The 22,632-nt window shown below is 44.2% G+C and carries 13 protein-coding genes and 1 pseudogene; 9 read left to right on the forward strand and 5 right to left on the reverse strand.

Annotated features, from left to right (window positions below):
- The first annotated feature begins 67 nt into the window (after nucleotides 1-67).
- Nucleotides 68-640 carry a biopolymer transporter ExbD gene (locus B1A85_RS19675; protein ID WP_104548436.1) on the forward strand — a complete coding sequence of 191 codons (573 nt, stop codon included), beginning with the start codon at nucleotides 68-70 and terminating at the stop codon, nucleotides 638-640.
- 130 nt (nucleotides 641-770) lie between these two features.
- Nucleotides 771-1,130 (forward strand): phage holin family protein, encoded by a 360-nt coding sequence (locus tag B1A85_RS19680; RefSeq protein WP_104548437.1) that lies wholly within the window; start codon nucleotides 771-773, stop codon nucleotides 1,128-1,130.
- Nucleotides 1,131-1,205: 75 nt separating this feature from the next.
- Here B1A85_RS19680 and B1A85_RS19685 read toward each other — a convergent pair whose 3' ends face one another.
- Nucleotides 1,206-3,020 carry an aspartate kinase gene (locus B1A85_RS19685; protein WP_104548438.1) on the reverse strand — a complete coding sequence of 605 codons (1,815 nt, stop codon included), beginning with the start codon at nucleotides 3,018-3,020 and terminating at the stop codon, nucleotides 1,206-1,208.
- A 584-nt stretch (nucleotides 3,021-3,604) separates the two neighbouring features.
- Here B1A85_RS19685 and B1A85_RS25365 point away from each other — a divergent pair.
- From B1A85_RS25365 to B1A85_RS19710, 5 genes are all read left to right on the forward strand, one after another.
- The gene (locus tag B1A85_RS25365) at nucleotides 3,605-6,760 is read left to right on the forward strand and encodes an S-layer family protein (RefSeq protein ID WP_104548439.1); all 3,156 of its coding nucleotides are present in this window, start codon (nucleotides 3,605-3,607) and stop codon (nucleotides 6,758-6,760) included.
- A 231-nt stretch (nucleotides 6,761-6,991) separates the two neighbouring features.
- Nucleotides 6,992-9,106 carry a TIGR00300 family protein gene (locus B1A85_RS19695; protein ID WP_104548440.1) on the forward strand — a complete coding sequence of 705 codons (2,115 nt, stop codon included), beginning with the start codon at nucleotides 6,992-6,994 and terminating at the stop codon, nucleotides 9,104-9,106.
- Between the two features lie 469 nt (nucleotides 9,107-9,575).
- Nucleotides 9,576-10,337 carry a MinD/ParA family protein gene (locus tag B1A85_RS19700; RefSeq protein WP_104548441.1) on the forward strand — a complete coding sequence of 254 codons (762 nt, stop codon included), beginning with the start codon at nucleotides 9,576-9,578 and terminating at the stop codon, nucleotides 10,335-10,337.
- The gene (gene glsA, locus B1A85_RS19705) at nucleotides 10,337-11,368 is read left to right on the forward strand and encodes a glutaminase A (RefSeq protein WP_104548442.1); all 1,032 of its coding nucleotides are present in this window, start codon (nucleotides 10,337-10,339) and stop codon (nucleotides 11,366-11,368) included. The genes B1A85_RS19700 and glsA overlap by 1 nt, the downstream gene beginning before the upstream one ends.
- Complete coding sequence (locus B1A85_RS19710) at nucleotides 11,358-13,523, forward strand: PAS domain S-box protein (RefSeq protein WP_104548443.1); 2,166 nt, start codon at nucleotides 11,358-11,360, stop codon at nucleotides 13,521-13,523. Before glsA ends, B1A85_RS19710 begins: the two co-directional genes overlap by 11 nt.
- Before the next feature lie 175 nt (nucleotides 13,524-13,698).
- On the opposite strand, the gene B1A85_RS19715 is transcribed toward B1A85_RS19710, so the two are convergent.
- From B1A85_RS19715 to B1A85_RS19725, 3 genes and pseudogenes are all read right to left on the reverse strand, one after another.
- Nucleotides 13,699-13,851 (reverse strand): hypothetical protein, encoded by a 153-nt coding sequence (locus B1A85_RS19715; RefSeq protein ID WP_210404607.1) that lies wholly within the window; start codon nucleotides 13,849-13,851, stop codon nucleotides 13,699-13,701.
- A 61-nt stretch (nucleotides 13,852-13,912) separates the two neighbouring features.
- Nucleotides 13,913-14,339: pseudogene (locus B1A85_RS19720) on the reverse strand (Uma2 family endonuclease).
- A gap of 78 nt (nucleotides 14,340-14,417) precedes the next feature.
- A complete protein-coding gene (locus B1A85_RS19725) occupies nucleotides 14,418-18,395 on the reverse strand; it encodes a magnesium chelatase subunit H (protein ID WP_104548444.1) in 3,978 nt (1,325 codons plus the stop codon).
- A gap of 329 nt (nucleotides 18,396-18,724) precedes the next feature.
- Here B1A85_RS19725 and B1A85_RS19730 point away from each other — a divergent pair, with 329 nt between their 5' ends.
- Nucleotides 18,725-19,966, forward strand: coding sequence for a lipid-A-disaccharide synthase (locus tag B1A85_RS19730; protein ID WP_104548445.1), 1,242 nt, complete (start codon nucleotides 18,725-18,727; stop codon nucleotides 19,964-19,966).
- A gap of 217 nt (nucleotides 19,967-20,183) precedes the next feature.
- On the opposite strand, the gene B1A85_RS19735 is transcribed toward B1A85_RS19730, so the two are convergent.
- On the reverse strand, nucleotides 20,184-20,576 hold the full coding sequence (locus B1A85_RS19735) for a hypothetical protein (protein ID WP_104548446.1): 393 nt from the start codon (nucleotides 20,574-20,576) through the stop codon (nucleotides 20,184-20,186).
- 942 nt (nucleotides 20,577-21,518) lie between these two features.
- Here B1A85_RS19735 and fbp point away from each other — a divergent pair.
- Nucleotides 21,519-22,598 carry a class 1 fructose-bisphosphatase gene (gene fbp, locus B1A85_RS19740; RefSeq protein ID WP_104548447.1) on the forward strand — a complete coding sequence of 360 codons (1,080 nt, stop codon included), beginning with the start codon at nucleotides 21,519-21,521 and terminating at the stop codon, nucleotides 22,596-22,598.
- The last annotated feature ends 34 nt before the right edge of the window (nucleotides 22,599-22,632 follow it).

Genomic DNA, 22,632 nt, shown 5'->3' on the forward strand with positions numbered 1-22,632 from the left:
GTCACGTACGAGTTGAACGTAAAAGTCAACTTTCTTGTGAATCTTCAAGCTTTTTCAATGTTCCAATATGAAAATCAATTTACATTCTCCGATTGAAGAAGTTCAAGTTCAAATTATTCCGCTGATTGATGTCATTTTTTGTATCTTGACGTTTTTCTTGTTGGCGGCATTACAATTTACTCGACAGCAAGCGATTAATGTAGACTTACCCAGAGCTAGTACAGGGACGCCACCAGAGATTCGCCAAACTTTAATTGTGACATTGGATGCGATTGGGCAAACGTATGTTGAGCAAGAACCAGTCTCGCGCGATCAACTCACGCAGCGATTGCAAGCTTATCGCCAGGCAAATCCAGACGGACTTATGGTATTGAATGCTTCGCGGACTGCAAGTTACAACGAAGTGATTCAAGTCCTCGATCTGCTACGCGCCGTTGGTGGCGATCGCGTTGCTTTAGCAACTTTACCAGGCGATACAAATCCTGGCATCAGCCCTACAGTTCCCGTTGTTCCTGGACTTGCACCTTCACCGGGAACAACTATTCCACAAACTAATTTCAACGCACCGATTCCAACAATTCCACCAGCGCCTACTCCGAATCAATCGCCGATTTCTCCGACAACACCTGCAGTTCCGTAAGAAATAAATTAGTTGTCATAATAGGTTCTGATTTCTGCCAATTTGTAGATGTATAGTTACTTTCGCTTGAGGTAGTTTATTGTCACCAATGAATTTTGATAAATTATCAATTTAAGCTGAGGATATACATATGTTGGTGGAGCTGTTAATTGCATGGTTAGTGAGTGCATCAAGCTTATTACTGGTAACGCAATTACCTGTAGGAATTGAAATTGATAGCACTCCTAAAGCTTTTATTTCGGCTGCGGTTTTAGGAATTGTTGCGGCTGTTGTTAATCCGATTTTAAAAGCCGTATTTTTTATTCCTAACGTCGTAACATTTGGTTTATTATCTGGCGTATTCACTTTTATTATTGGTGCTGTTAGTTTAGCTATTGCAGCTTCTTTAGTAAGTGGATTTCGTCTACGCGCAGGCATTTGGAGTGCTTTAATTGGAGCGTTAGCCCTCTCGGTTGTTAGCAATTTAATTTATGGTTTTGTCTCTCCTTAAAGAATGGATAAAAAACGAATATTGAGTAAATAAGCGGTTTCTTTTTAAGGAAGCCGCTTTATTCATCAATTATTTTTAAGCAGGAACTTGAATTTGTTGATTGCTACCTAGTCCAAAAGCTGCGTGAATCGCTTTTAAAGCCGTAATACCTTGCTCTTGAGCAACAACACAGCTAATTTTAATCTCTGAGGTAGTAATCATCTGAATGTTAATTTGATGCTGCGCGAGTGCTTCAAACATTCTGGCAGCAACGCCTGGTTGTCCTACCATTCCTGCGCCAACAACACTAACTTTGGCGATCGCGCTATCAACAACAACTTCACCCCAACCAAACTCGCTAGCCGCGGTTTCTAACACTTGGCGTGCTTCTTCAGCATCGATTTGTGCAACAGTAAAGGCAATATCGCGCTTGGGTACGCCGTCAATAACGCGGCAGCGCTGTGACTGGATAATCATATCAACACTGATATTACGCTCTGCTAAAAGTCCAAATAACTTCGCGGCGGTTCCTGGGCGGTCGGCGACTTGGCGAATAGCAAGTTGCGCTTGCTTAAGGTCTAAAGCAACACCTCTAACAGGTGGTGAAGTAGGATGGGAAGAAGTAGCAGATTGCGATTCTGACTGGTAAACGCGATCAATTTCAAAAGCTTTGCACAAAACATCAATCGCGCGATCGCATTCAGTTGCATCAATAACGCAACTCACCTTGACTTCAGAAGTTGAAATCATTTGAATATTAATTCCCGCATCAGAAAGCGTCGCAAACATTTTGGCGGCGACACCAGGACGCCCGATCATCCCTGCACCAACAATGCTGACTTTAGCAATTTGTTGCTGTACCATCACTTCTGCTTCTTCGCGAGCGGTGGCGCGCGATCGCAATACAGGGGCGATTGCTTGGGCGACGGCTTCGGCGCGTTTGAGAATTGGTGTTGTGACAGTAAAGGCAATGTCGTTCGTGTTACCTTCGTGAATCGATTGAATAATCAAATCGACGTCTAAATTTTGCCGTGCAATTTCACCAAATAATCGTGCAGCAACACCAGGGCGATCGGGAACGCGCAATAAGGCAACTTTTGCTTGATCAGTATCCGCTTCAACACCATCCACAGGACGCGTAATTTCTAACCCGACGAGCGATCGCGGTTGTGGTGTGGGAGACACCACTCGTGTTCCAGGATCGTCTGTCCAACTCGAACGCACAACTAATTCAACACCATAGTTGCGGGCAATTTCTACCGCACGCGGATGCAAGACTTTGGCGCCTAAACTTGCAAGTTCAAGCATTTCATCGCAGGTGATTTCGCTCATCAGTTGCGCTTCAGGTACGATGCGCGGATCTGTAGTAAGAATTCCTGGAACGTCGGTGTAGATTTCACAGCAACTTGCTTTAAGTGCAGCCGCTAAAGCCACCGCAGAAGTATCGGAACCACCACGCCCTAACGTTGTAATTTCCCAATCGGTAGTACTACTAATTCCTTGAAATCCGGCGACAACAACAACTTTGCCATCTTTGAGATGTCGCTCAATGCGTTGGGAACTAATATTAAGAATGCGGGCGCGGGTGTGTTCGGCTTCGGTGACAATTCCTACTTGTGCGCCTGTCAAGGAAATCGCCGGTTGTCCTAATTCTTGTAATGCCATACTTAACAGCGCAATGGATACCTGTTCTCCCGTCGAAAGCAACATATCCATCTCGCGGCGACAAGGATTAGAAGAAATTGCATTAGCTAATTTGACAAGTCCATCGGTGGTTTTACCCATTGCCGAAACAACGACAACAAGTGAGTTTCCTGCTTTTACGGTTTGCATGACGCGCTGTGCAACTGCGATGATGCGTTCTGCTGAACCAACCGAAGTACCACCGTATTTCTGGACTATTAGTGCCATAGCTTTTATTTTGTTAATCCTGCCTGCTAAAGTACGAATAACTTAAATTTACCTGTGCCAACGCGAAGCAGCACAATTATGTTAACCAGCTTAACTAACTTAGCAGACTGCGTGGAGGCGATCGCGCGCTTATATTACTTTCTGTATCTAGGCTTAAATTTCAATCTGCACAGATGAACTTAACTTTCCGCATCAAAATTTAATCATTTGCAGCCACTTCCAAAAAATTTAGAATTAAGTAGCAATATTTTACTGATTTCTTTGTTTTGTACTGAGGTGGCAATATTTTTGTATTTCAAAATCCAATAAAAATGAGTTTCAATACAAGTAAACTATCAAGCAAAATTTATACTTTTATTTTCTACAATTGCTAGTTTTCACTATTTCAGTTTTGAATACTTAATTTTACGATACAAGTGATATTTTTAACCTGCTCCATTTTAAAATCTAAAGAAGGAATTTTTTACTAATTAGGTAAAACCTTCAGTTAAATTCCCTGGCTGTAAGCGCCATGGCATTATGCTATGTGCTGCAATGCAGTCAGCACTCTCTATTGAGATTTAATATTGGAGACAACAAAAATCATGGCAGTCATTAGAGGAACTGTTGGTAACGATACTTTAACTGGAACGCAATTTGCAGACACACTCTTCGGTTTTGCAGGAAATGACTTATTGTTAGGTCGTGGTGGTAATGATGTTCTGAATGGCGGTGTAGGCAATGACACGCTTGATGGTGGTAATGGTATCGATACCCTTATCGGGGGAGCGGGCAATGATACGTATCGTATTAATAACACGAATGACATCATTAATGAAGCAGTAAATGGTGGGATAGATACTGTTTTATCTTCTAGAAGCTATACATTAGGTAACAATTTAGAGCGGCTAATACTAACAGGAATTGCGGCAATTAATGGTACAGGGAATAGCCTCAATAACATTATCATCGGCAATAACAATAACAATGTGCTGCGCGGCGGGGCAGGTAACGACAGCCTGAATGGACAAAAAGGAAGTGATACTCTTTATGGAGGCGATGGTAACGACACGCTCAGCGGTAGTTCAATATATGATGTTTTCGGTGACGACGATCCTTATGATGGTGGCGATTTCACAGCAGATTTCTTATACGGTGGTGATGGTAACGACACCTATATCATTGCTGAATCATTTGATGTAATTTATGAAACAGCTAATAGTGGTATTGATACAGTCATTAGTTATCGTGACTACACGTTAGGCAACAATTTAGAAAACTTAACCTTAGTTGATTCTCCACTCAGTAGTAATAATACTCGTCTTACAGGCAACGGTCTCAATAATGTAATCATCGGTAATTCAAAAAGAAATATTTTGCGCGGTCAAGCCGGTAATGATTTACTCAATGGTGGTGCAGGTGATGATACTTTAAGCGGTACAGACGGCACTCTTGACCGCGATACCCTCACTGGTGGTAGCGGTAGAGACACGTTTGTTCTCGGTACTGACTCTAGCGTATTTTACGACGACAATAATCGAACTACACCAGGTTTTGGCGACTATGCTTTGATTAAAGATTTTAATCCTAACGAAGACCAAATTCGACTCAACGGCAAGCGTTCTGACTATGTTCTCTTAACTTCGCCCACAGGAATGCCAGCAGGAACCGCAATTTTTCGCAACAAAAGCGGCGAACCTAATGAACTCATCGCAATTATTCAAGGCTCGACAACTTCACTCAATCTTAACGGTACCTATTTTAAGTTTACTGGTGACGAAATTAACGTTGCTACGCTTAATGGTAACAATGGCTTTACGATCAGTGGCTTTGGCAAAGGTTTCTACGGCTTCTCTGATGTGCCTATCAGCAGCGCCGGAGATATTAATGGTGACGGCTTTACTGATATCTTAATTGGTGCATCTTGGACTAATTCAAGTGGGCAATATGCTGGTGCAAGCTACGTTGTATTTGGTAAACCAGGTGGATTTGGTGCAAATGTGAACGTAGCAAATCTCAACGGTAACAATGGATTTGTTCTTGAAGGTATCAATTCAGGTGACGTTTCAGGTGCTTCTGTTAGTAATGCGGGAGATGTGAATGGTGATGGCTTTGCTGACATCTTAATTGGGGCACCTGGTGCCGATCCTAACGGTCGAGATAGTGCCGGAGAAAGTTATGTTGTGTTTGGTAAATCAGGTGGATTTGGCGCACGCGTAAACTTAGCAACGCTCAATGGTAATAATGGGTTTGTCCTCGAAGGCATCAATGCATTTGATGGTTCAGGTGTTTTGGTCAGCAATGCGGGAGATGTGAATGGCGATGGCTTTGCAGATATCTTGATTGGTGCGCCTAAAGCTGGTTCTAATCGTCAAAATAATATCGCAGAAAGTTATGTCGTATTTGGCAAAGCAGGTGGATTTGATACGCGGGTAAATTTAGCCGCCCTCAATGGTAGTAATGGTTTTGCAATCAAAGGGATTACTAGTGCCCGTTACAGTTTAGATTTTTCTATCAGTAATGCGGGAGATGTGAATGGCGATGGCTTTGCTGACATCATTATTGGGGCACCTGGTGCGGGCGAAGCAGGACAAGCATATGTTGTGTTTGGGAAATCAGGTGGATTTGGCGCAAGTGTGAACTTGGCTGCGCTGAATGGTAAGAATGGCTTTGCCATCAATGGCGTCACATCAATAAACGCCGTTAGCGATGCAGGCGATATTAATGGTGATGGCTTTGCTGACATCATTATTGGGGCACCTGGTGCGCGTGCCAATGGTCTAGCCCGTGCTGGTCAAAGTTATGTCATATTTGGGAAATCAGGCGGATTTGGCGCAAGTGTGAACTTGGCAAATCTCAACGGTAACAATGGCTTTACGATCAATGGCACTCAAACATTTGCTTACTCGGGTGCAGCAGTTAGCAGTGCAGGAGATGTGAATGGTGATGGCTTTGATGATGCGATCGTCGGAACGAGTAGTTCTTATTACGGTGGTGCTGGTTTTGAAATAGGTATTGGAGAAAGCTACGTTATCTTTGGCAAAGCGGGTGGTTTTGGTGCTAATTTCAATCTAGTTGATTTGAATGGGCTAAATGGTTTTCCTATTAAAGGAATTGAGACACGTAACACGACAAGCACATCTATCAGTGAAGCGGGAGATGTAGATGGTGATGGCTTTGATGATATCTTACTTGGTTCTTATATAGCGGCAGAAAGCTACGTTATCTTTGGCAAAGACTTTAATAATCAAGTGACACGCCAAGGCACGGCAGGAAATGACACACTGATTGGCACGAACGGTGATGATATTCTCATTGGTGGTAGGGGGAACGATCGCCTGATTGGCGGTCTTGGCGCGAATGTCCTCTATGGTGGTGCGGGAGATGATACGCTCAGCTTTGGTGCGAGCGATCGCCGGATTGATGGCGGTAGCGGTACGGATACTTTAACCGTAGATACTAGCGGCGTCACAATCGATTTAACGACTTTGCCTAACAACCGGATTCGAGGAATTGAAATCGTTGACCTTACGGGAACTGGCAATAATACCTTAAACTTAACGCGCTTGGATTTACTAGCATTGTCAGATACAACCAACCGTTTGATTGTCAATGGCAATAGGGGCGATCGCGTCACTTCAACTGGGCAAGGATGGCTGAGTGGCGGTACGACAACACTCGATGGTGTTTTGTACAATCAGTATACTTCTGGTGCTGCTACGCTTTTAGTTGATGCAGACATTACACAAACGATTAGCTAAATTTGTGGGCGGGAAATTGGTAATGGGTAACAGATAATTGGTTGCCCATTACTAGCCACTAGTCACTCATCACTACCTACTAATGTTATATCAAGTTCTACTGGGTATAAAATGGGGATCTAGCCTTATTGTTGTATGCAAGGCAGAATCGTAGCAAGTTCTACAGAATTGGGACAGCAAAAGTCTGTATCCAATAAAAGCTTGGGAATTTATTTACACTGACATTACTTTATGAATTCTTCGCTTCGCTTCCTCATGTGTCCTCCTGACCACTACGATGTGGACTATGTTATTAATCCTTGGATGGAAGGCAACATCCACAAGTCTTCACGCGATCGCGCGGTCGATCAGTGGCAAAAACTGCACCATATTATCAAAGAGCATGCGATTGTAGACCTCGTGCAACCACAACCCGGCGTACCCGATATGGTATTCACTGCTAATGCAGGACTCGTGTTGGGAGATAACGTCGTTCTCAGTCGTTTTTACCACAAAGAACGTCAGGGAGAGGAACCATACTTTAAAGCGTGGTTTGAGTCGCAAGGCTACACGGTATATGAATTGCCAAAAGACTTGCCATTTGAAGGCGCAGGAGATGCATTGCTGGATCGCGAAGGACGCTGGCTGTGGGCAGGTTATGGCTTTCGTTCGGAACTTGACTCGCATCCTTATATTGCTAAGTGGCTCGACATCGAAGTGATATCACTGCGGTTGATGGACGAGCGCTTTTATCACTTGGATACGTGTTTTTGTCCGCTTTCGGGTGGTTATTTGCTGTACTATCCGCCAGCGTTTGATTCGTATTCCAACCGCATGATTGAAATGCGCGTTGCACCAGAAAAACGCATTGCGATCGCCGAAGCCGATGCGGTGAACTTTGCGTGTAACGCCGTCAACATCGACTCGGTTGTGATTATGAATAAGGCGAGTGACAATCTCAAACAACGCCTCGCCAAAGCTGGATTTCAAGTCATTGAAACACCACTAACAGAATTTCTCAAAGCAGGTGGTGCAGCCAAGTGCTTAACGCTACGAGTCACCGAGCCAGTACGTAGTGAAGTAACGGCAAATGCTCCTGTCGAAAGCCGTACAATTCGCTTGGAAGGACACTTACTCGATACAGGTTTAATCAACCGCGCGTTAGATTTGATTGTCGAAAATAGCGGTAGCTTCCAAGTACTCAAATTTAATTTAGGAGAACAACGACAAAGTACTTCAACCGCCGAAGTAAAAGTTTCAGCGCCTTCGCATGATGTGATGGAAAGTATCATCTCACAGCTTATTGACTTGGGCGCAGTCGATTTACCACAAGATGAACGCGATGCTAAATTAGAGCCTGTCTTGCAAGCTGGGGTTGCACCAGATGACTTTTACGTCACTACGATTTATCCCACTGAAGTGCGAATTAATGGTGAATGGGTACGCGTGCAAAATCAGCGGATGGATGGCGCGATCGCAATCAAACAAACTGCTGATGGGTTATTGGCACGGTGTAAGTTATTACGCGATTTAGAAGTAGGCGAACATGTTGTTGTCGACGTTCAAGGTATCCGTACTATCCGCAAAACAGAATCGCGCGAACAACGCAATACCCAAGAATTCAGCTTCATGTCTGCGGGAGTGTCCAGCGAACGCCGTGTTGAATTAGTTGTCGAACAAGTCGCGTGGGAACTTAGAAAAATCCGCGACCAAGGCGGTAAAGTTGTCGTCACAGCAGGTCCAGTGGTAATTCATACAGGCGGTGGCGAACATCTTGCACGATTGATTCGTGAAGGGTACGTGCAAGCATTACTTGGTGGAAATGCGATCGCTGTCCACGACATGGAACAAAACATGATGGGGACTTCATTGGGTGTCGATATGCAACGTGGAGTTGCAGTACGCGGCGGACACCGCCATCATTTAAAGGTAATTAATACAATTCGCCGGTGTGGCAGTATCGCTAAAGCTGTGGAGCAGGGTATCTTAAAAAGTGGCGTGATGTACGAATGCGTGCGTGCAGGTGTACCATTTTCGCTTGCAGGTTCAATTCGCGATGATGGACCATTACCCGATACGCAGATGGATTTAATTAAAGCACAACAAGAATATGCACAGTTACTCGAAGGCGCAGACATGATTTTGATGTTGTCTTCGATGTTGCATTCAATTGGTGTTGGTAATATGACACCCGCAGGCGTAAAGATGGTGTGCGTTGATATTAATCCGGCGGTAGTGACAAAATTAAGCGATCGCGGTTCTGTAGAATCAGTTGGTGTTGTTACTGATGTCGGCTTATTCCTCAGCTTGTTAGTGCAACAACTCGATCGATTAACAAGTCCGTATCACGTAGCGCAAATGGTTTAATTGAGATTACCTAAGGTGAGCAATGCTCACCTTATTTGTTTAAATTAAAAAATTTATGGCAGTTCAGTTTCAGTAAGTTTTCAAGATTTCTTCTTAAGTTTCTAAGATTTCTTCTTAAGTTTTTAAGATATTTTTATGGATAGAGTAATATTTAGAAATTTTTATAATAGTATGATACTCAAATAGTTTTTGTATAATAACAGGTCATCTTACTGTATCAATAGGGAGGTAATTTCTAGGGGCAATAGCCTTAGTTTTTATTGAACAAAGAGCGATAGAACTAGCATTGAGTTAAGTGAAGTAACTGAAATACGGATAGGCATGACAACCTCAATGAATCCATTATAAAAAATACGTTTTTGCAATAGTTGATTATTAAAAAATTTAGCTCTTTTAGAATTGTCAAAATTTATCGAGTTGATTGTCAAGTAAGATTCACGTATCCTTACTAACAACACACTGAAAGTATATGCCGAAAGTTATTTCAGTCCATTCGTATCGAGGTGGGACGGGTAAGTCTAACTTTACTGCTAACTTATCAACCACAGTTGCTGCTTTAGGCAACCGTGTGGGCGTTGTAGATACAGATGTTCCCTCGCCAGGAATTCATAGTTTGTTTTGTCTAGAGCCAGAGCAGATGGGCAAAACCCTGAATAATTACTTGTGGGGAGAAAGTGCAATCGAGGATGCAGCTTACGATATCAGTAGCAATGTGGGGCTAAGTGGTGATGGAAAGCTATATTTGGTTCCTTCCAGTGTTAAAGCAGATGATATTGCCCGCATCTTAAAAGATGGTTACGATGTCAAGCTCATGAATGATGGCTTTCGTCGTTTAGTTAAAGCATTGCAATTAGATTATTTGTTTATTGATACCCATCCTGGTTTATCCAAGGAAACCTTTTTGTCGATCGCTATTTCCCACGTGCTAATCCTGATTCTGCGCCCCGATAAGCAAGATTACCAAGGCACAGCAGTCACAATCGATGTGGCACGGCAACTCAAAGTTCGCAAAATGTTGCTAGCAATCAATAAAGCATACAGCAAGCTGAATATAGAAGCACTGAAACAAAAAGTGGAAGAAACCTACAACGAAACGGTAGCAGGGGTGTTTCCTTTGTCGGAAGATATAGTACAGCTTGCCAGTGAAGGCGTGTTTTGCGTGAAATATCCAGAACATCCAGTAAGTCAAGAGTTCCGCAAAGTGGCGCAGCAAATTGTGGAGGGAGCGTAATGTCTAATATAGGAGATTTACAGTCGCTTGCCAGTTCGATTACAGCCGTTACGTCTCCCTTTCGCAACTATCTCAATGACTTGTATGAGAAATATCGATCGCTCAATGAGGGTGCTGTTGCCGATTACATCCCCGAATTAGCTACAGCAAAACCAGAGTGGTTTGGTATATGTATCGTTACAAAAGATGGGCAGCTGTTTGAAGTGGGGGATTGCGAGAAACTATTTACGATTCAGTCAATTTCTAAAGCCTTCGTGTTTGGCTTGGCATTAGAAGATCATGGTCGCGAGTATGTCAACAGCAAAGTGAGTGTGGAGCCGACAGGGGAAGCCTTTAACGCGATCGTGCTAGATGAACTCACTAATCGTCCGTACAATCCGATGGTCAATGCAGGAGCGATCGCCACTACCGACCTGATTAAAGGTAAAAATGGCACCGAACGCCTGAAACGATTACTGGAAATGTTTAAACGCTACACCGGACGAGAACATGACATCAACGTGCCTGTCTTTTTATCCGAAAAGGCAACGGGCTATCGCAATCGAGCGATCGCATATTTAATGCTGAACTTTGGTATGGTCAGCGACAAAATCGATGAAACATTGGATCTCTACTTTCAGCAATGTTCAATCTTGGTGAATGCTAAAGATCTCGCAATGCTGGCAGCAACTCTCGCCAATGGCGGCATCAATCCTATAACTAAAGAACGCGCGATAGATGAACGCTACGTGCAAGATGTGATTAGTGTGATGCTCAGTTGCGGTATGTATGATGCCTCAGGCGAGTGGGCGTATCGGGTAGGACTACCTGCAAAAAGTGGTGTGGGTGGTGGCATTACGGCAGTTGCTCCAGGGAAATTGGGCATTGGCACTTTCTCTCCACCGCTGGATGCAAAAGGCAACAGCACGCGCGGCATTAAGGTCTGTGAAGACCTGTCAAAAGATTTTGGTTTGCATTTGTTTAATGTAGCCGCACCAGAACGCAACTTGCAAGAATGGATTGCAGGTGGGGATGGGATCAATGACTGGTAAGACTACCAAGAACTTCCCAGGGAAATTTCGCCTGCGCACAACCTTGGTAGCGCCCTTCGTGTTGCAAATTATTGCCGCCTTCGGGTTGGTGGGATGGATTGCTTACCGCAGTGGACAACAGGCTGTCAATGACGTCGCCAGTCAACTTCGTACCGAACTCACTTATCGAATTACGGAAAGGCTAGAATCCTACGTTGCAATCCCTAAGGCGATCAATCGCTTGAATGCGATCGCGTTTGCGCAGGGAGATATTGATGTCAGCAACCCCAGGGGCGAACACCTCTTTTGGCAGCAAATGCAGATTTACCCAACCCTAAGCTTTGTGTATTGTGGAGATGAGCAGGGAGGCTTTTTTGGCGTCAGGAGGTTTGCAGAGCAAAACCGCACAGATGTTGTTCTGCAATTGAGCAATTCTGATACAAACTTTATTCGCCAAGGTTTCGGCTTCGACGCGCGAGGTAATCGCACAGTACCAATGGGCAACTTCGACAAACCCTTTGACCCGCGAGTGCGCCCCTGGTATCAAGCAGCAAAAGCAGCAGGTGGGGAAGTTTGGAGTGAAATCTACCTTGCCTTTTCCACTTTGTTTCCTACGGTGACAGCAAGTATTCCGGTTTACGATCAAAACAATTCTCTGATTGGAGCCTGTGGAACTGACTTTTTCTTGCCCCAAGAGTTGAGTCTGTTCTTGCAAAATTTAGAGATTGGTAAGACAGGTACGGCATTTATTATGGAGCGATCGGGACGATTGGTCGCTACTTCGTCTGTAGAACCGATGGTAATAGGGGAAGGAGAAGAGAGTGAACGGCTATTGGCAACGGCTAGCACTAATTCAATCATTCGAGCCACAGCCGAGGATCTCAATCGTCGTTTTAGCAATCTCAACGAAATTCAATCTGTTCAACAACTCGATTTCAGCCTGAATAGAGAACGGCAATACATCCAGGTGGTTCCCTTCCAGGATGGCAATTTGGACTGGTTGGTGGTTCTGACCATTCCTGAATCAGATTTCATGGCACAGATCAATGCCAGTCGGCGTAATGCCTTGTGGTTAAGCTTAGTAACGTTGGCTTTGGCGATCGCCATCGGTATTTTCACTTCTCGTTGGGTCACTAAACCGATTTACCGAGTCTCCCACGCTTCTGACAAGCTGGCTCAAGGCGAACTCAATCAGTATGTGAAACCCAGTTTCATTACTGAACTTGATACGCTGGCAAGTTCCTTCAACACGATGGCGAAGCAACTGAAGGAATCATTTGATGCACTGCGACAAAGTGAAGCAACAAACCGCGCCATTGTCACAGCCATCCCTGATTTAATGATCCGTGCCAAAGGAGATGGAACCTATTTGGATATTATCGGTAGCGATCGCTTACGGGGAGTGCACGGAGTCAGACAATTTAGTCCTGGTAGAACTGTGCAAGAATCACTTCCGCCCGATTTGGCTAACCAGCGAATGCATTATATCCAGCAAGCCTTAGCTACAGGTGAATTACAGATTTACGAGCAACGCATCACGATAAACGAGCAAACCCAGGATGAAGAAGTCAGAATTTTAGTATTGGGAGACGATGAAGTATTGGTTATGGTGCGCGATATTACCGATCGCAAGCAAGCCGAAGAATCGTTACGTATCGCCGAAGAAAACTATCGCAGCATCTTTGAAAATGCTCTAGAGGGCATCTTTCAATCCAGCCCTGAAGGTCGATTCATTAACGTGAATCCAGCATTAGCAAAGATTTATGGTTATGATTCTCCCAGCGAGATGCTTGAAAGCATCACCGACATTGGTAAGCAGCTTTATGTCGATCCAGAAAAACGGTTTGAATTCAAAACATTGCTAGAAAAGCAAGATGCGGCAATAGATTTTGAATACCGTTGCTATTGCAAAGATGGCAGTATCATTTGGATACAGATTGATGCCCGCGCTGTCAAAGACAACAGTGGTAAGGTTCTCTACTACGAAGGCATTGTGCAAGATATTACAGACCGCAAACGGCGCGAAGATGAACTGAGACGACAATTAGAAGAGTTGAGAATTGAAATTGACCAGAAAACTCGGGAAAAAGAAGTAGCAATGCTGACTGAAAGTAGCTACTTTCAGGAAGTGCAGCAAGAAATAGCAGAAGTAGACTTGGATGAATTTTGGAGTTAAAGGATCATCTTGCAATATTTGCAATATTGGCAAGGTTTTTTGCGCTAATCCATGAAATAGAGTGCTTGTGTATAACTAAGTCCGGAGCAGACTAACATCCCTTTTATTTTTACTTTGGTAACCCCTGCCATAAACTTCTACTCATATTTCTTCTTTAATTATCTTTATCCTATTTTTAGTGAAATGGTATTAAACCGCCTGTACTGCAACCCAAATCGAGAAGGCGATCGCCCTGTTGTAGTGCAAGTAATTCTATTAAATCTGTTGCTAATTCTGAGACGAATGCATGGTTGCGATCGTAGAGTTGAGCATCCCATTGATTCGGCATTTATTTTTATTAATTTATCTACTTTATTAACACCATTTTAGGATACTAAACTAGCTGCGTTTTACCAAAATTTTTCTATGTCGAGTATAAATCTAGGGAAGACATCTTCTTCTGACAAAGTAGCAGGAGATTGTATCACTTCGACTTCTTGATTTGAGCGATAAATTTCAACTTTTGTTCTTGAATCAAGCTATTCCAGCGTTCTAATTTTAATCACGAAGCATCTGGTCTGCACCATTAGGAAGTTTGAAACCACTAGAAGCATCGAATACTAAACCAAGTTGAGTTTGATTATTCCACAACCAAAGTTGTGCAGTTATTCCAGCATTACGTTTGCCAGTTTCTCCTCCTGTAGGTGACATAATAATTAATTCTCCAGCAGCTGTGCGTTCAAGCCGTAAGTCTCGGTTTGCTTGGCATAGCTGAAAAAATTGCTCGTCAGTAGTTAGTTCGATAGCAGGCTTGAGATTGAGTATCAAGGATGTCATTTGATGCTTTATCCCAAAAAGAAAATAGTAGGATAGGAAATGCCTACCCTACTCATTAGTCTATTTTTCAATTAAGATCTACTCGATTCCCTCAATGCGGTCTTCGACTTCTTGATACAACTCGCGGAGGAGTTCGAGATTACTTTCACTCGTTTCCCAATAGCCGCGTCCGTTGACTTCTAATAAAGTGGCGACAACTTTACGGAATGAATGCGGATTGAGATTCATTAACCGCTGACGCATCGCTTCATCTTGGATAAATGTGGCGTTGGTATCCTCATAAATCCAGTTATCCACCGCGCCAGCTGTTGCACTCCAACCCATTGTATTGACAAGGCGCTTCGAGAGTTCGCGAACACCTTCGTAGCCGTGACTCAACATTCCCTCGTACCACTTGGGATTGAGTAATTTGGTACGGGCGTCGAGACGTACGGTTTCGGATAAAGTGCGAACCTGCGCGTTTGCGGTTGTTGTATCTGCGATGTAAGCTGCTGGAGTCTTACCATCGCCGCGTAAACTTGCGACTACTTTAGTAGGATCGGAGTCAAAATAGTGCGATACGTCTGTAAGGCTAATTTCCGAAGAATCGAGGTTTTGGAAGGTGACTTCTGCAGTTTTTAAAGCACTTTCAAAAATCTTCCGCGACTCTTCCATTGTGCCAGGGTTATCGGAGGTGAAGGCGAAAGATTTACGCTTGAGATACATTTCCTGTAACTCGGCTTCGCTTTCCCACGTGCTGTTTTCGACGGCTAAGTTGATATTAGATGAATAAGAACCCGAAGCATTCGAGAAGACGCGGGTAGCAGCTTGACGCAAATTGATCCCCATTTCCTCGGCTTGTTGCATCGCGTGTTTGCGGATGAAGTTCATCGATGGTGGTTCGTCGGCTTCCGCTGCCATTTTGACAGCTTGATCGAGCAAGTTCATTTGGTTGATGAACAAGTCGCGAAACACACCAGAACAGTTAACAACCACATCGATGCGCGGACGTCCTAATTCTTCTAACGGAATGAGTTCAAGTTTATTTACTCTTCCCAAAGCATCAGGAACAGGGCGCACGCCCACCATCCATAGAATTTGTGCGAGGGATTCGCCATAGGTTTTGATGTTGTCAGTACCCCAGAGGACACACGCGATCGTCTCAGGATATTGACCGCCATTATCTGCTTTTTGTCGTGCAATTAGGCGATCGACAACAATTTTGGCAGATTGTACCGCAGCAGTTGTGGGAATCGATTGCGGATCGAGGGCGTGGATGTTTTTGCCAGTGGGAAGCACATCAGGATTGCGAATCGGATCGCCGCCAGGTCCAGGAAGGACATATTCGCCTTCGAGGGCTTTGAGTAAGGCACCCAGTTCGTTATCAGCGACAATTTGCTGTAAGCAGAATTCGAGATACTCGAACAGCGGTTTCAACGCTTGGGGGTCAACTTTGGGGTAGCCTGCTTGATGCAGTGCTTCTAACCAAGGCTCTTTTTTACCCATGTTGAAGAAATTGAGTTTAGAAACCTTGGAAACTCGTCCATCTGCGTCGGTTTGGGCTTTGACTAAAGCGCTGACAGCATCGCGCGTTGCGAGCGTGATTTCTTGCAGCAATTGCACATCTTCGAGAATACCGCGATCGCTATTACGATAAATTTCATCAATATCGCGACCAATGCTATTGGCAACAATCCGAGGTAGACTCAGAATTTCTTCTTCTGGGCGGTCGAGTCCGGCGATATTTACTAAAGTGGCGATCGCTTCTTCTGCTGTCGGTGGCTTACCAATCACGTGCAAACCACACGGTAAAAGTCGCGACTCGATTTCCATCAGCTTACGATACACCGAACCGACAATTGTATCGCGTTCCTCCGCCGACATATCTTTCGCATCGATTTCGGGTAAAGCAATATCTTTATCCAAGTTGACAATGCGACACTTATCCATAATCGTATTGACGATCGGGATACCGCGTCCGCTATCTTTGAGCGTTTGATACGAAGCGATCAGTTCGCTCAGTTCTTTTAATCCTTTATATAACCCAGCGTTTTCCGCAGGAGGAGTTAGGTAAGAGATCGTTTCCGCGTAGCTGCGGCGTTTGGCAATTGTGGCTTCGCTGGGGTTATTTGCTGCGTAGTAGTAGATGTTAGGAATCGTACCAATTAAGTTATCGGGATAGCACTCGCCAGACATCCCAATCTGTTTTCCTGGCATGAATTCTAACGAACCATGCGTGCCAAAGTGCAACACCGCGTCAGCTTGCCAAACACGCTCTAAGTACGTGTAGTATGCTGCAAAACCGTGATGGGGACTTGCGGAGCGCGAGAACAACAACCGCATCGGATCGCCTTCGTAACCGAATGTTGGCTGTACGCCGATAAAGACATTCCCAAAGTGTTTGCCGTAAATCAGCAGATTTTGCCCGTCGCTATTAAGATGTCCTGGCGGTGGTCCCCAGTTTTCCTCTAATCTTTCTGAATAAGGTGTTAGCTCCTCGTACTGAGGAACGGACATCCGATAGGCAATATTTAATTCAGGACTGCTGTACTGCGCTTGCGCGTCGTGAATCACTTCTTGCATCAACTTTTCAGCGGACTCTGGCAAGTTCTGCACGTCGTAGCCATTGCGCTGCAATGCCTGCATGACTTCGTAAATTGAGCCGAAGACATCAAGATACGCCGCTGTTCCTACATTACCTTTATCCGGTGGGAAACTAAAGACAGTAATTGCCACGCGCTTTTGTAGTTTCGGTTTGCGGCGCAAGTTTGCCCATTTTAATGCTCGTTGCGCGACAGCTTCGATGCGATCTTGTAAGGCGATCGCTTTTCCGGTTGTGCCGTCTCTGCCTGATAAAATAATTGGTTCAATCGCACCATCGAGTTCAGGAATCGCAATCTGTAATGCCACTTGAATCGGGTGCAATCCTAAATCGCTATCTTGCCACTCTTCGGTCGTTTGAAACACTAATGGCAATGCCACCATATACGGACGATTCAAACGCTTGAGCGATTCAATTGCTTTGGGATGATCTTGTCTAGCTGGACCTCCCACTAACGCAAAACCTGTCAGCGATACTACTGTATCCACCAGTGGCACAGGTGTTTTTGCGGTTGGTTCGTAGAAGTAAGCATCCACAGGTTTAGAAAAATCTAAACCGCCAGCAAATACGGCAATGACTCGCGCGCCCATTGCTTCGATTTCTTGCACCATAGCGACATAGTGCGCGTCATCACCTGTGACAAGGTGCGTGCGCTGCAACACTAAGCCAACGCACGGGGCTAGAGGATCTTTGAGGTCCGCGGGGATATCCTTGCGGCTGTTGTACCAGTTGAGGTATTCTTTAACATCCTCAAACATGTGTGGTGCTAAAGGATGCCAAATCCCCATTTCCGGATACGTTACGGGATCTTGGAAGTTCACCTTTTGCTGTAATGAAGGTACATATTTATCTGCCAGCATCAGCAAAAAGTTTTCCAAGTTTTCTGGCGAGCCACCTAACCAATACTGAAAGCTCAACATAAAGTTACGCGCATCTTGTGCTTTGTCAATCGGCAGATACTTCAGCACTTTTGGTAGCGTTTGCAACAGCTTGAGCATTCCATCTTGGAACGATGAGCCAGATTTTTCTTTACGCTTGCGCATAAATTGAGCGATCGCACTTTTCGATTGTCCTAACTGTGCCATCGAGAAGCTACCCATTTTATTGAGACGCATCACTTGCGGCATCGAAGGAAAGACAACCGCTGCATCTAAGCGATCGCGGTGCGGTTCAACTGCGGCAACAACTTTTTCTGCTAAATCTTCGATAAAAATTAATGAAGCGATAAATATATTTGCCTCGGCAACGTCACGTTTGAAGTCCTCGTAGTTTCCTGCATCTCGGAGTTCTTCAACCAAGTAGCCGCTAATTTCAATAGCCACAGATGTGTTCTTTGCATTAATCGCGCGCACTGCTTGCGATAACGCACTTTGGTACTGTGACTCAAGCACGACATAGACCACCTTGATTAAAGAACGTCCCTGGAGATTTTCAGGAGCGATGTGACGAATGGTGGACTTGACGTGTGTAAACATTCAGGTAAGGCTCCTTATTAACAATGCGTGTTCTGTGTTCTCTTTTTTTAGGCTATGAAGTGTTTTTTACCAGAAAATGCTTACCTGTCGAGAATTTACGCGCTTAACTGACACAATTTGATAAATAAGTTGCAATAATTCTTCTTATTTGTTGACAACTAATCAAGCATTAACTTCAGTCTAATTAATAAAAATTATCAGATATATAAGTAAAGTTATTTCATTTTTGTCAAAGTTGGTAACTGGTAATTGGTCAAAGGTAATTGTCTGTATTCATTCCAATTCCCCATTACCCATTACCCATTACCCATTACCCTCGAAAGTAAGCTATGCCAGAAATTGATATTTTAATTCTCTCAAACGGTCCAGGAGAAATTACAACGTGGGTACGTCCGGTTGTTAAAGCATTGCGTCAACAATTGGGAAATTCGACTCAAGTCCGCATTTCTGTCGTTTTGTCGCCATGTCCAAATGCAAGTGGTAAAGAAGCAGCGATCGCGCAAAGTTACCCAGAAGTCGATCGCGTCCAAGCTGCATCACATTTTTGGCGATTTCTTTTAACAGGTAAAACCGCAGAAAATTGGGATTGGCGAACGCATGGTGTCGTTCTTTTCTTGGGCGGGGATCAATTTTTTCCAGTTGCGATCGGTCAGCGTCTCGGCTACCGCACTGTCATTTATGCTGAATGGGATGCGCGGTGGTATCGCTGGATCGATCGCTTTGGCGTAATGAAAGCTGAACTACTTTCCCGTATTCCGGCGCAGTACTTGCATAAGTTTACGGTTGTTGGTGACTTGATGGCAGAAGTATCGCGAGGGGTAAAAGATGCAGGGTGCAAAGCGAGACAAAAACAGTTAATTGGGTTGTTACCAGGGTCAAAACCTGCAAAATTGAGTCAAGGTGTACCGTTATCATTGGCGATCGCGCAGCAGATTCACGCGCAAAAACCAGAAACAGAATTTGTCATTCCTGTTGCGCCTACACTCGATTTAGAAACTCTAGCCAAGTTTGCCGATCCACAATTTAATTCGATGACCGAGCATTTTGGTGGTGTCAGTGCTGAATTAATCACAACTGCGGCGCGTCCATTTTTTAAAACAAACACCGGATTGCGTATCGAGTTAGAAACGCGATCGCCTGCGTATGACTTACTCGCCGAGTGTAGTCTGTGCTTGACAACTGTCGGCGCAAATACAGCAGAGTTAGGCGCTTTAGCTGTGCCAATGATTGTATTACTACCTACGCAACAACTCGATGCCATGCGGGCTTGGGATGGACTTCCAGGACTATTTGCAAATTTACCTGTTGTTGGCTCTAGCATGGCAAAAATTATTAATTGGCTCGCATTACGACGCTTAGGTTTACTCGCATGGCCTAATATTTGGGCAAAGTCTGAAATTGTCCCCGAACTTGTCGGAAACCTGCAACCGCACGCTGTTGCGGAATTTGCCTTAGATTACTTGAACCATCCTGAAAAACTCGCAGCCATGCGCGAACAACTCCGTCGTATTCGCGGCGAATCTGGCGCAGCCCAAAAACTTGCAAGCATCGTCAAAGAAGTTATTGATTAAGAAAGAGGTCAGAAGTCAGAGGTCAGAGCTCAGAGTTTTTAACAACAGAATTATCATGCGTTAGTGGTTTTGATTTAACAAGCGTGAATTTCTTGATAGAAAACAAGTTAGGAGTCAGGATTTTATGAATGGATAGATTAAAGATGCGTATTGAAATAAGTTGTGATGCAACACTTAAGGTATCAATGAAGATTCTCTCACCCCTCACCCTTCACCCCTAATCGCCGCGCGAAGACTGTCCGTCGCGTCGCCCTAACTCATAAACGCCGCAAGCCATGCATGCGAGAATTCCCATGCTGATCGCCCAGCTTTTGCCAAGACTAATTTCAACACCATAGTTGCATAAGCTACCAACAATTAAAAACGGCACAATACTAAAAAGTGACGCGTAAAAGGCATTTTGTGACTCTCTGGCAATGCGGGTTTTTTCAAATTCTGTTTCACTACTGTACAGCGATCGCTCGGCAAAATTAAACCAGCGATTGAGTTGCTCGATTACCCACTCACTGACAGGCGAAAACCCCAAATACAATGCCAAAGACCACAAACTTGCGCCGGCGATCGTTGTGGCGTTGATATCGAATTGAAATGGAAAAATATCACTTAGCATGGTTCGCAGCGGTGCGCAGAGTCACCGAAGATCAACTTATGGCGTTTTCAGAATTTTAACGATAAACTGGAGCTTTCACAAAATCGAACTGCCAATCTGTCAGCCTGCAATAAAAAATCAGTACATTTTTGTGTAAAATGTTATTAATAATACAGATTTTTTTTTGAAGATTATGCATACTCGCTCAGAGTTAAATAGTATTCTTTATTATTTACTGAGTTGAGGCAAGATGAATCCTCAGAAAAAATGCGGGGAACTAGCCAAGCGATCGCATTTGCAGCCATAATTTTACGCTCAAAATCGCCAATTATAAAGTAGCTAGTGGGCACATAGCTTAAGAAGTTGCATCAATATGCAGCGTAATGGCAATGGTTGAGGTATTCAAGCTCGTCCTTTCTAGTAGTCAGCCTTAGAGATCATTTGCTACACAGCCAAAGAAACTATTGAAGAAAGCTTGAGTAAAGCGATCGCAGAACTACAAAGTAGAACAACCTCAACTAGAATATGCGATTTAACTTCTTTAGAAAGTATTACTTGACTTTTAATGAAAATTAGCGAGCGCTGTCAAATCCGAGCAAAGACTATATGAAACTTCCCTAATTTTAGAAGAACTAGCCGCAAGCTGAATTTAAGCTTAAGTGTAACGCGCCTGCGTGCTGACAAAGAGTAAAATGCAGCGTAAGCGCTGTAGTCATGTCGCAGTGCCATCAATTGGATTTGGATAAGGTAAATTCACGTTGTTAGCAATAAAGCTTGAAGTAGGGCGAGTTAACCCAAAGTGAGATTTCACAATTGAGATCCCTTTTTAATATAGGAATCGAGGGCGATTGCACAACATAACCATAGCTCGATCGCTCATGAGTAAGACGCGTTTATACTTGGCGCAAACTTGGCGATCGCGAAGTTTTTTACACGCGAGCCACATACGTAGGGAGAAGAAACATGGCTGAAGCGCAACAACCACTAGACTACGAGTACGCGCTAGACCGCGATTGTACAACGTTATCACGGCACGTATTACAGCAACTACAAAGCTTCGCGCCGGATGCACAAGACCTCAGCGCTTTAATGAATCGCATCGCCTTGGCTGGTAAGCTCATAGCCCGACGTCTCAGTCGTGCAGGGTTAATGGAGGGTGTCTTGGGCTTTACGGGAGACGTTAATATTCAAGGCGAATCCGTTAAAAAGATGGATGTTTATGCGAACGATGTTTTCATCTCGGTATTCAAGCAAAGTGGTTTAGTTTGTCGTTTAGCTTCCGAGGAGATGGAAAGACCTTACTACATTCCAGAAAACTGTCCCATCGGTCGCTATACACTGCTTTACGACCCGATCGACGGCTCCTCGAATACAGATATTAACTTAAGCTTAGGTTCCATTTTTGCCATTCGGCAGCAAGAAGGAGAAGACCGCGATGGCACGGCAAGTGACTTGTTACAAAGTGGTCGCAAACAAATTGCCGCAGGCTACATCCTTTACGGTCCTAGTACAATGTTAGTGTACTCGATTGGCAAAGGCGTTCACTCATTCTCGCTTGACCCTAGTTTAGGCGAATTTATTTTAACTGAAGAAAATATTCAGATTCCCACAAAAGGACCTGTATATAGCGTTAATGAAGGTAACTTCTGGCAGTGGGAAGAGTCAATTCGCGAGTATATCCGCTACGTGCATCGTACAGAAGGCTATACAGCGCGCTACAGCGGAGCAATGGTCAGTGACATCCACCGCGTTTTAGTACAAGGTGGCGTGTTTCTCTATCCAGGAACAACAAAAAAACCAGAAGGGAAAATTCGTTTGTTATACGAGTCTGCTCCTCTAGCCTTTCTGATTGAACAAGCAGGCGGAAGAGCGAGTACGGGAACTCAGGAAATTTTAGACGTAGTACCCGAACAACTTCATCAACGCACGCCTTTGATCATTGGAAGTAGGGAAAACGTTGAGTTAGTAGAGTCATTTATTCAGCAACAAGCAAAAGCACACAGCGAAAAAACAATGATGGCTCGTTCGCGCGTACCACAATAAAAGCGAGTCAGAAAATTGGGTTTTGTAGTTAAAA

Origin of the sequence: Chroococcidiopsis sp. TS-821, assembly GCF_002939305.1 — a bacterium.
Classification (GTDB): Bacteria; Cyanobacteriota; Cyanobacteriia; order Cyanobacteriales; family Chroococcidiopsidaceae; genus Chroogloeocystis.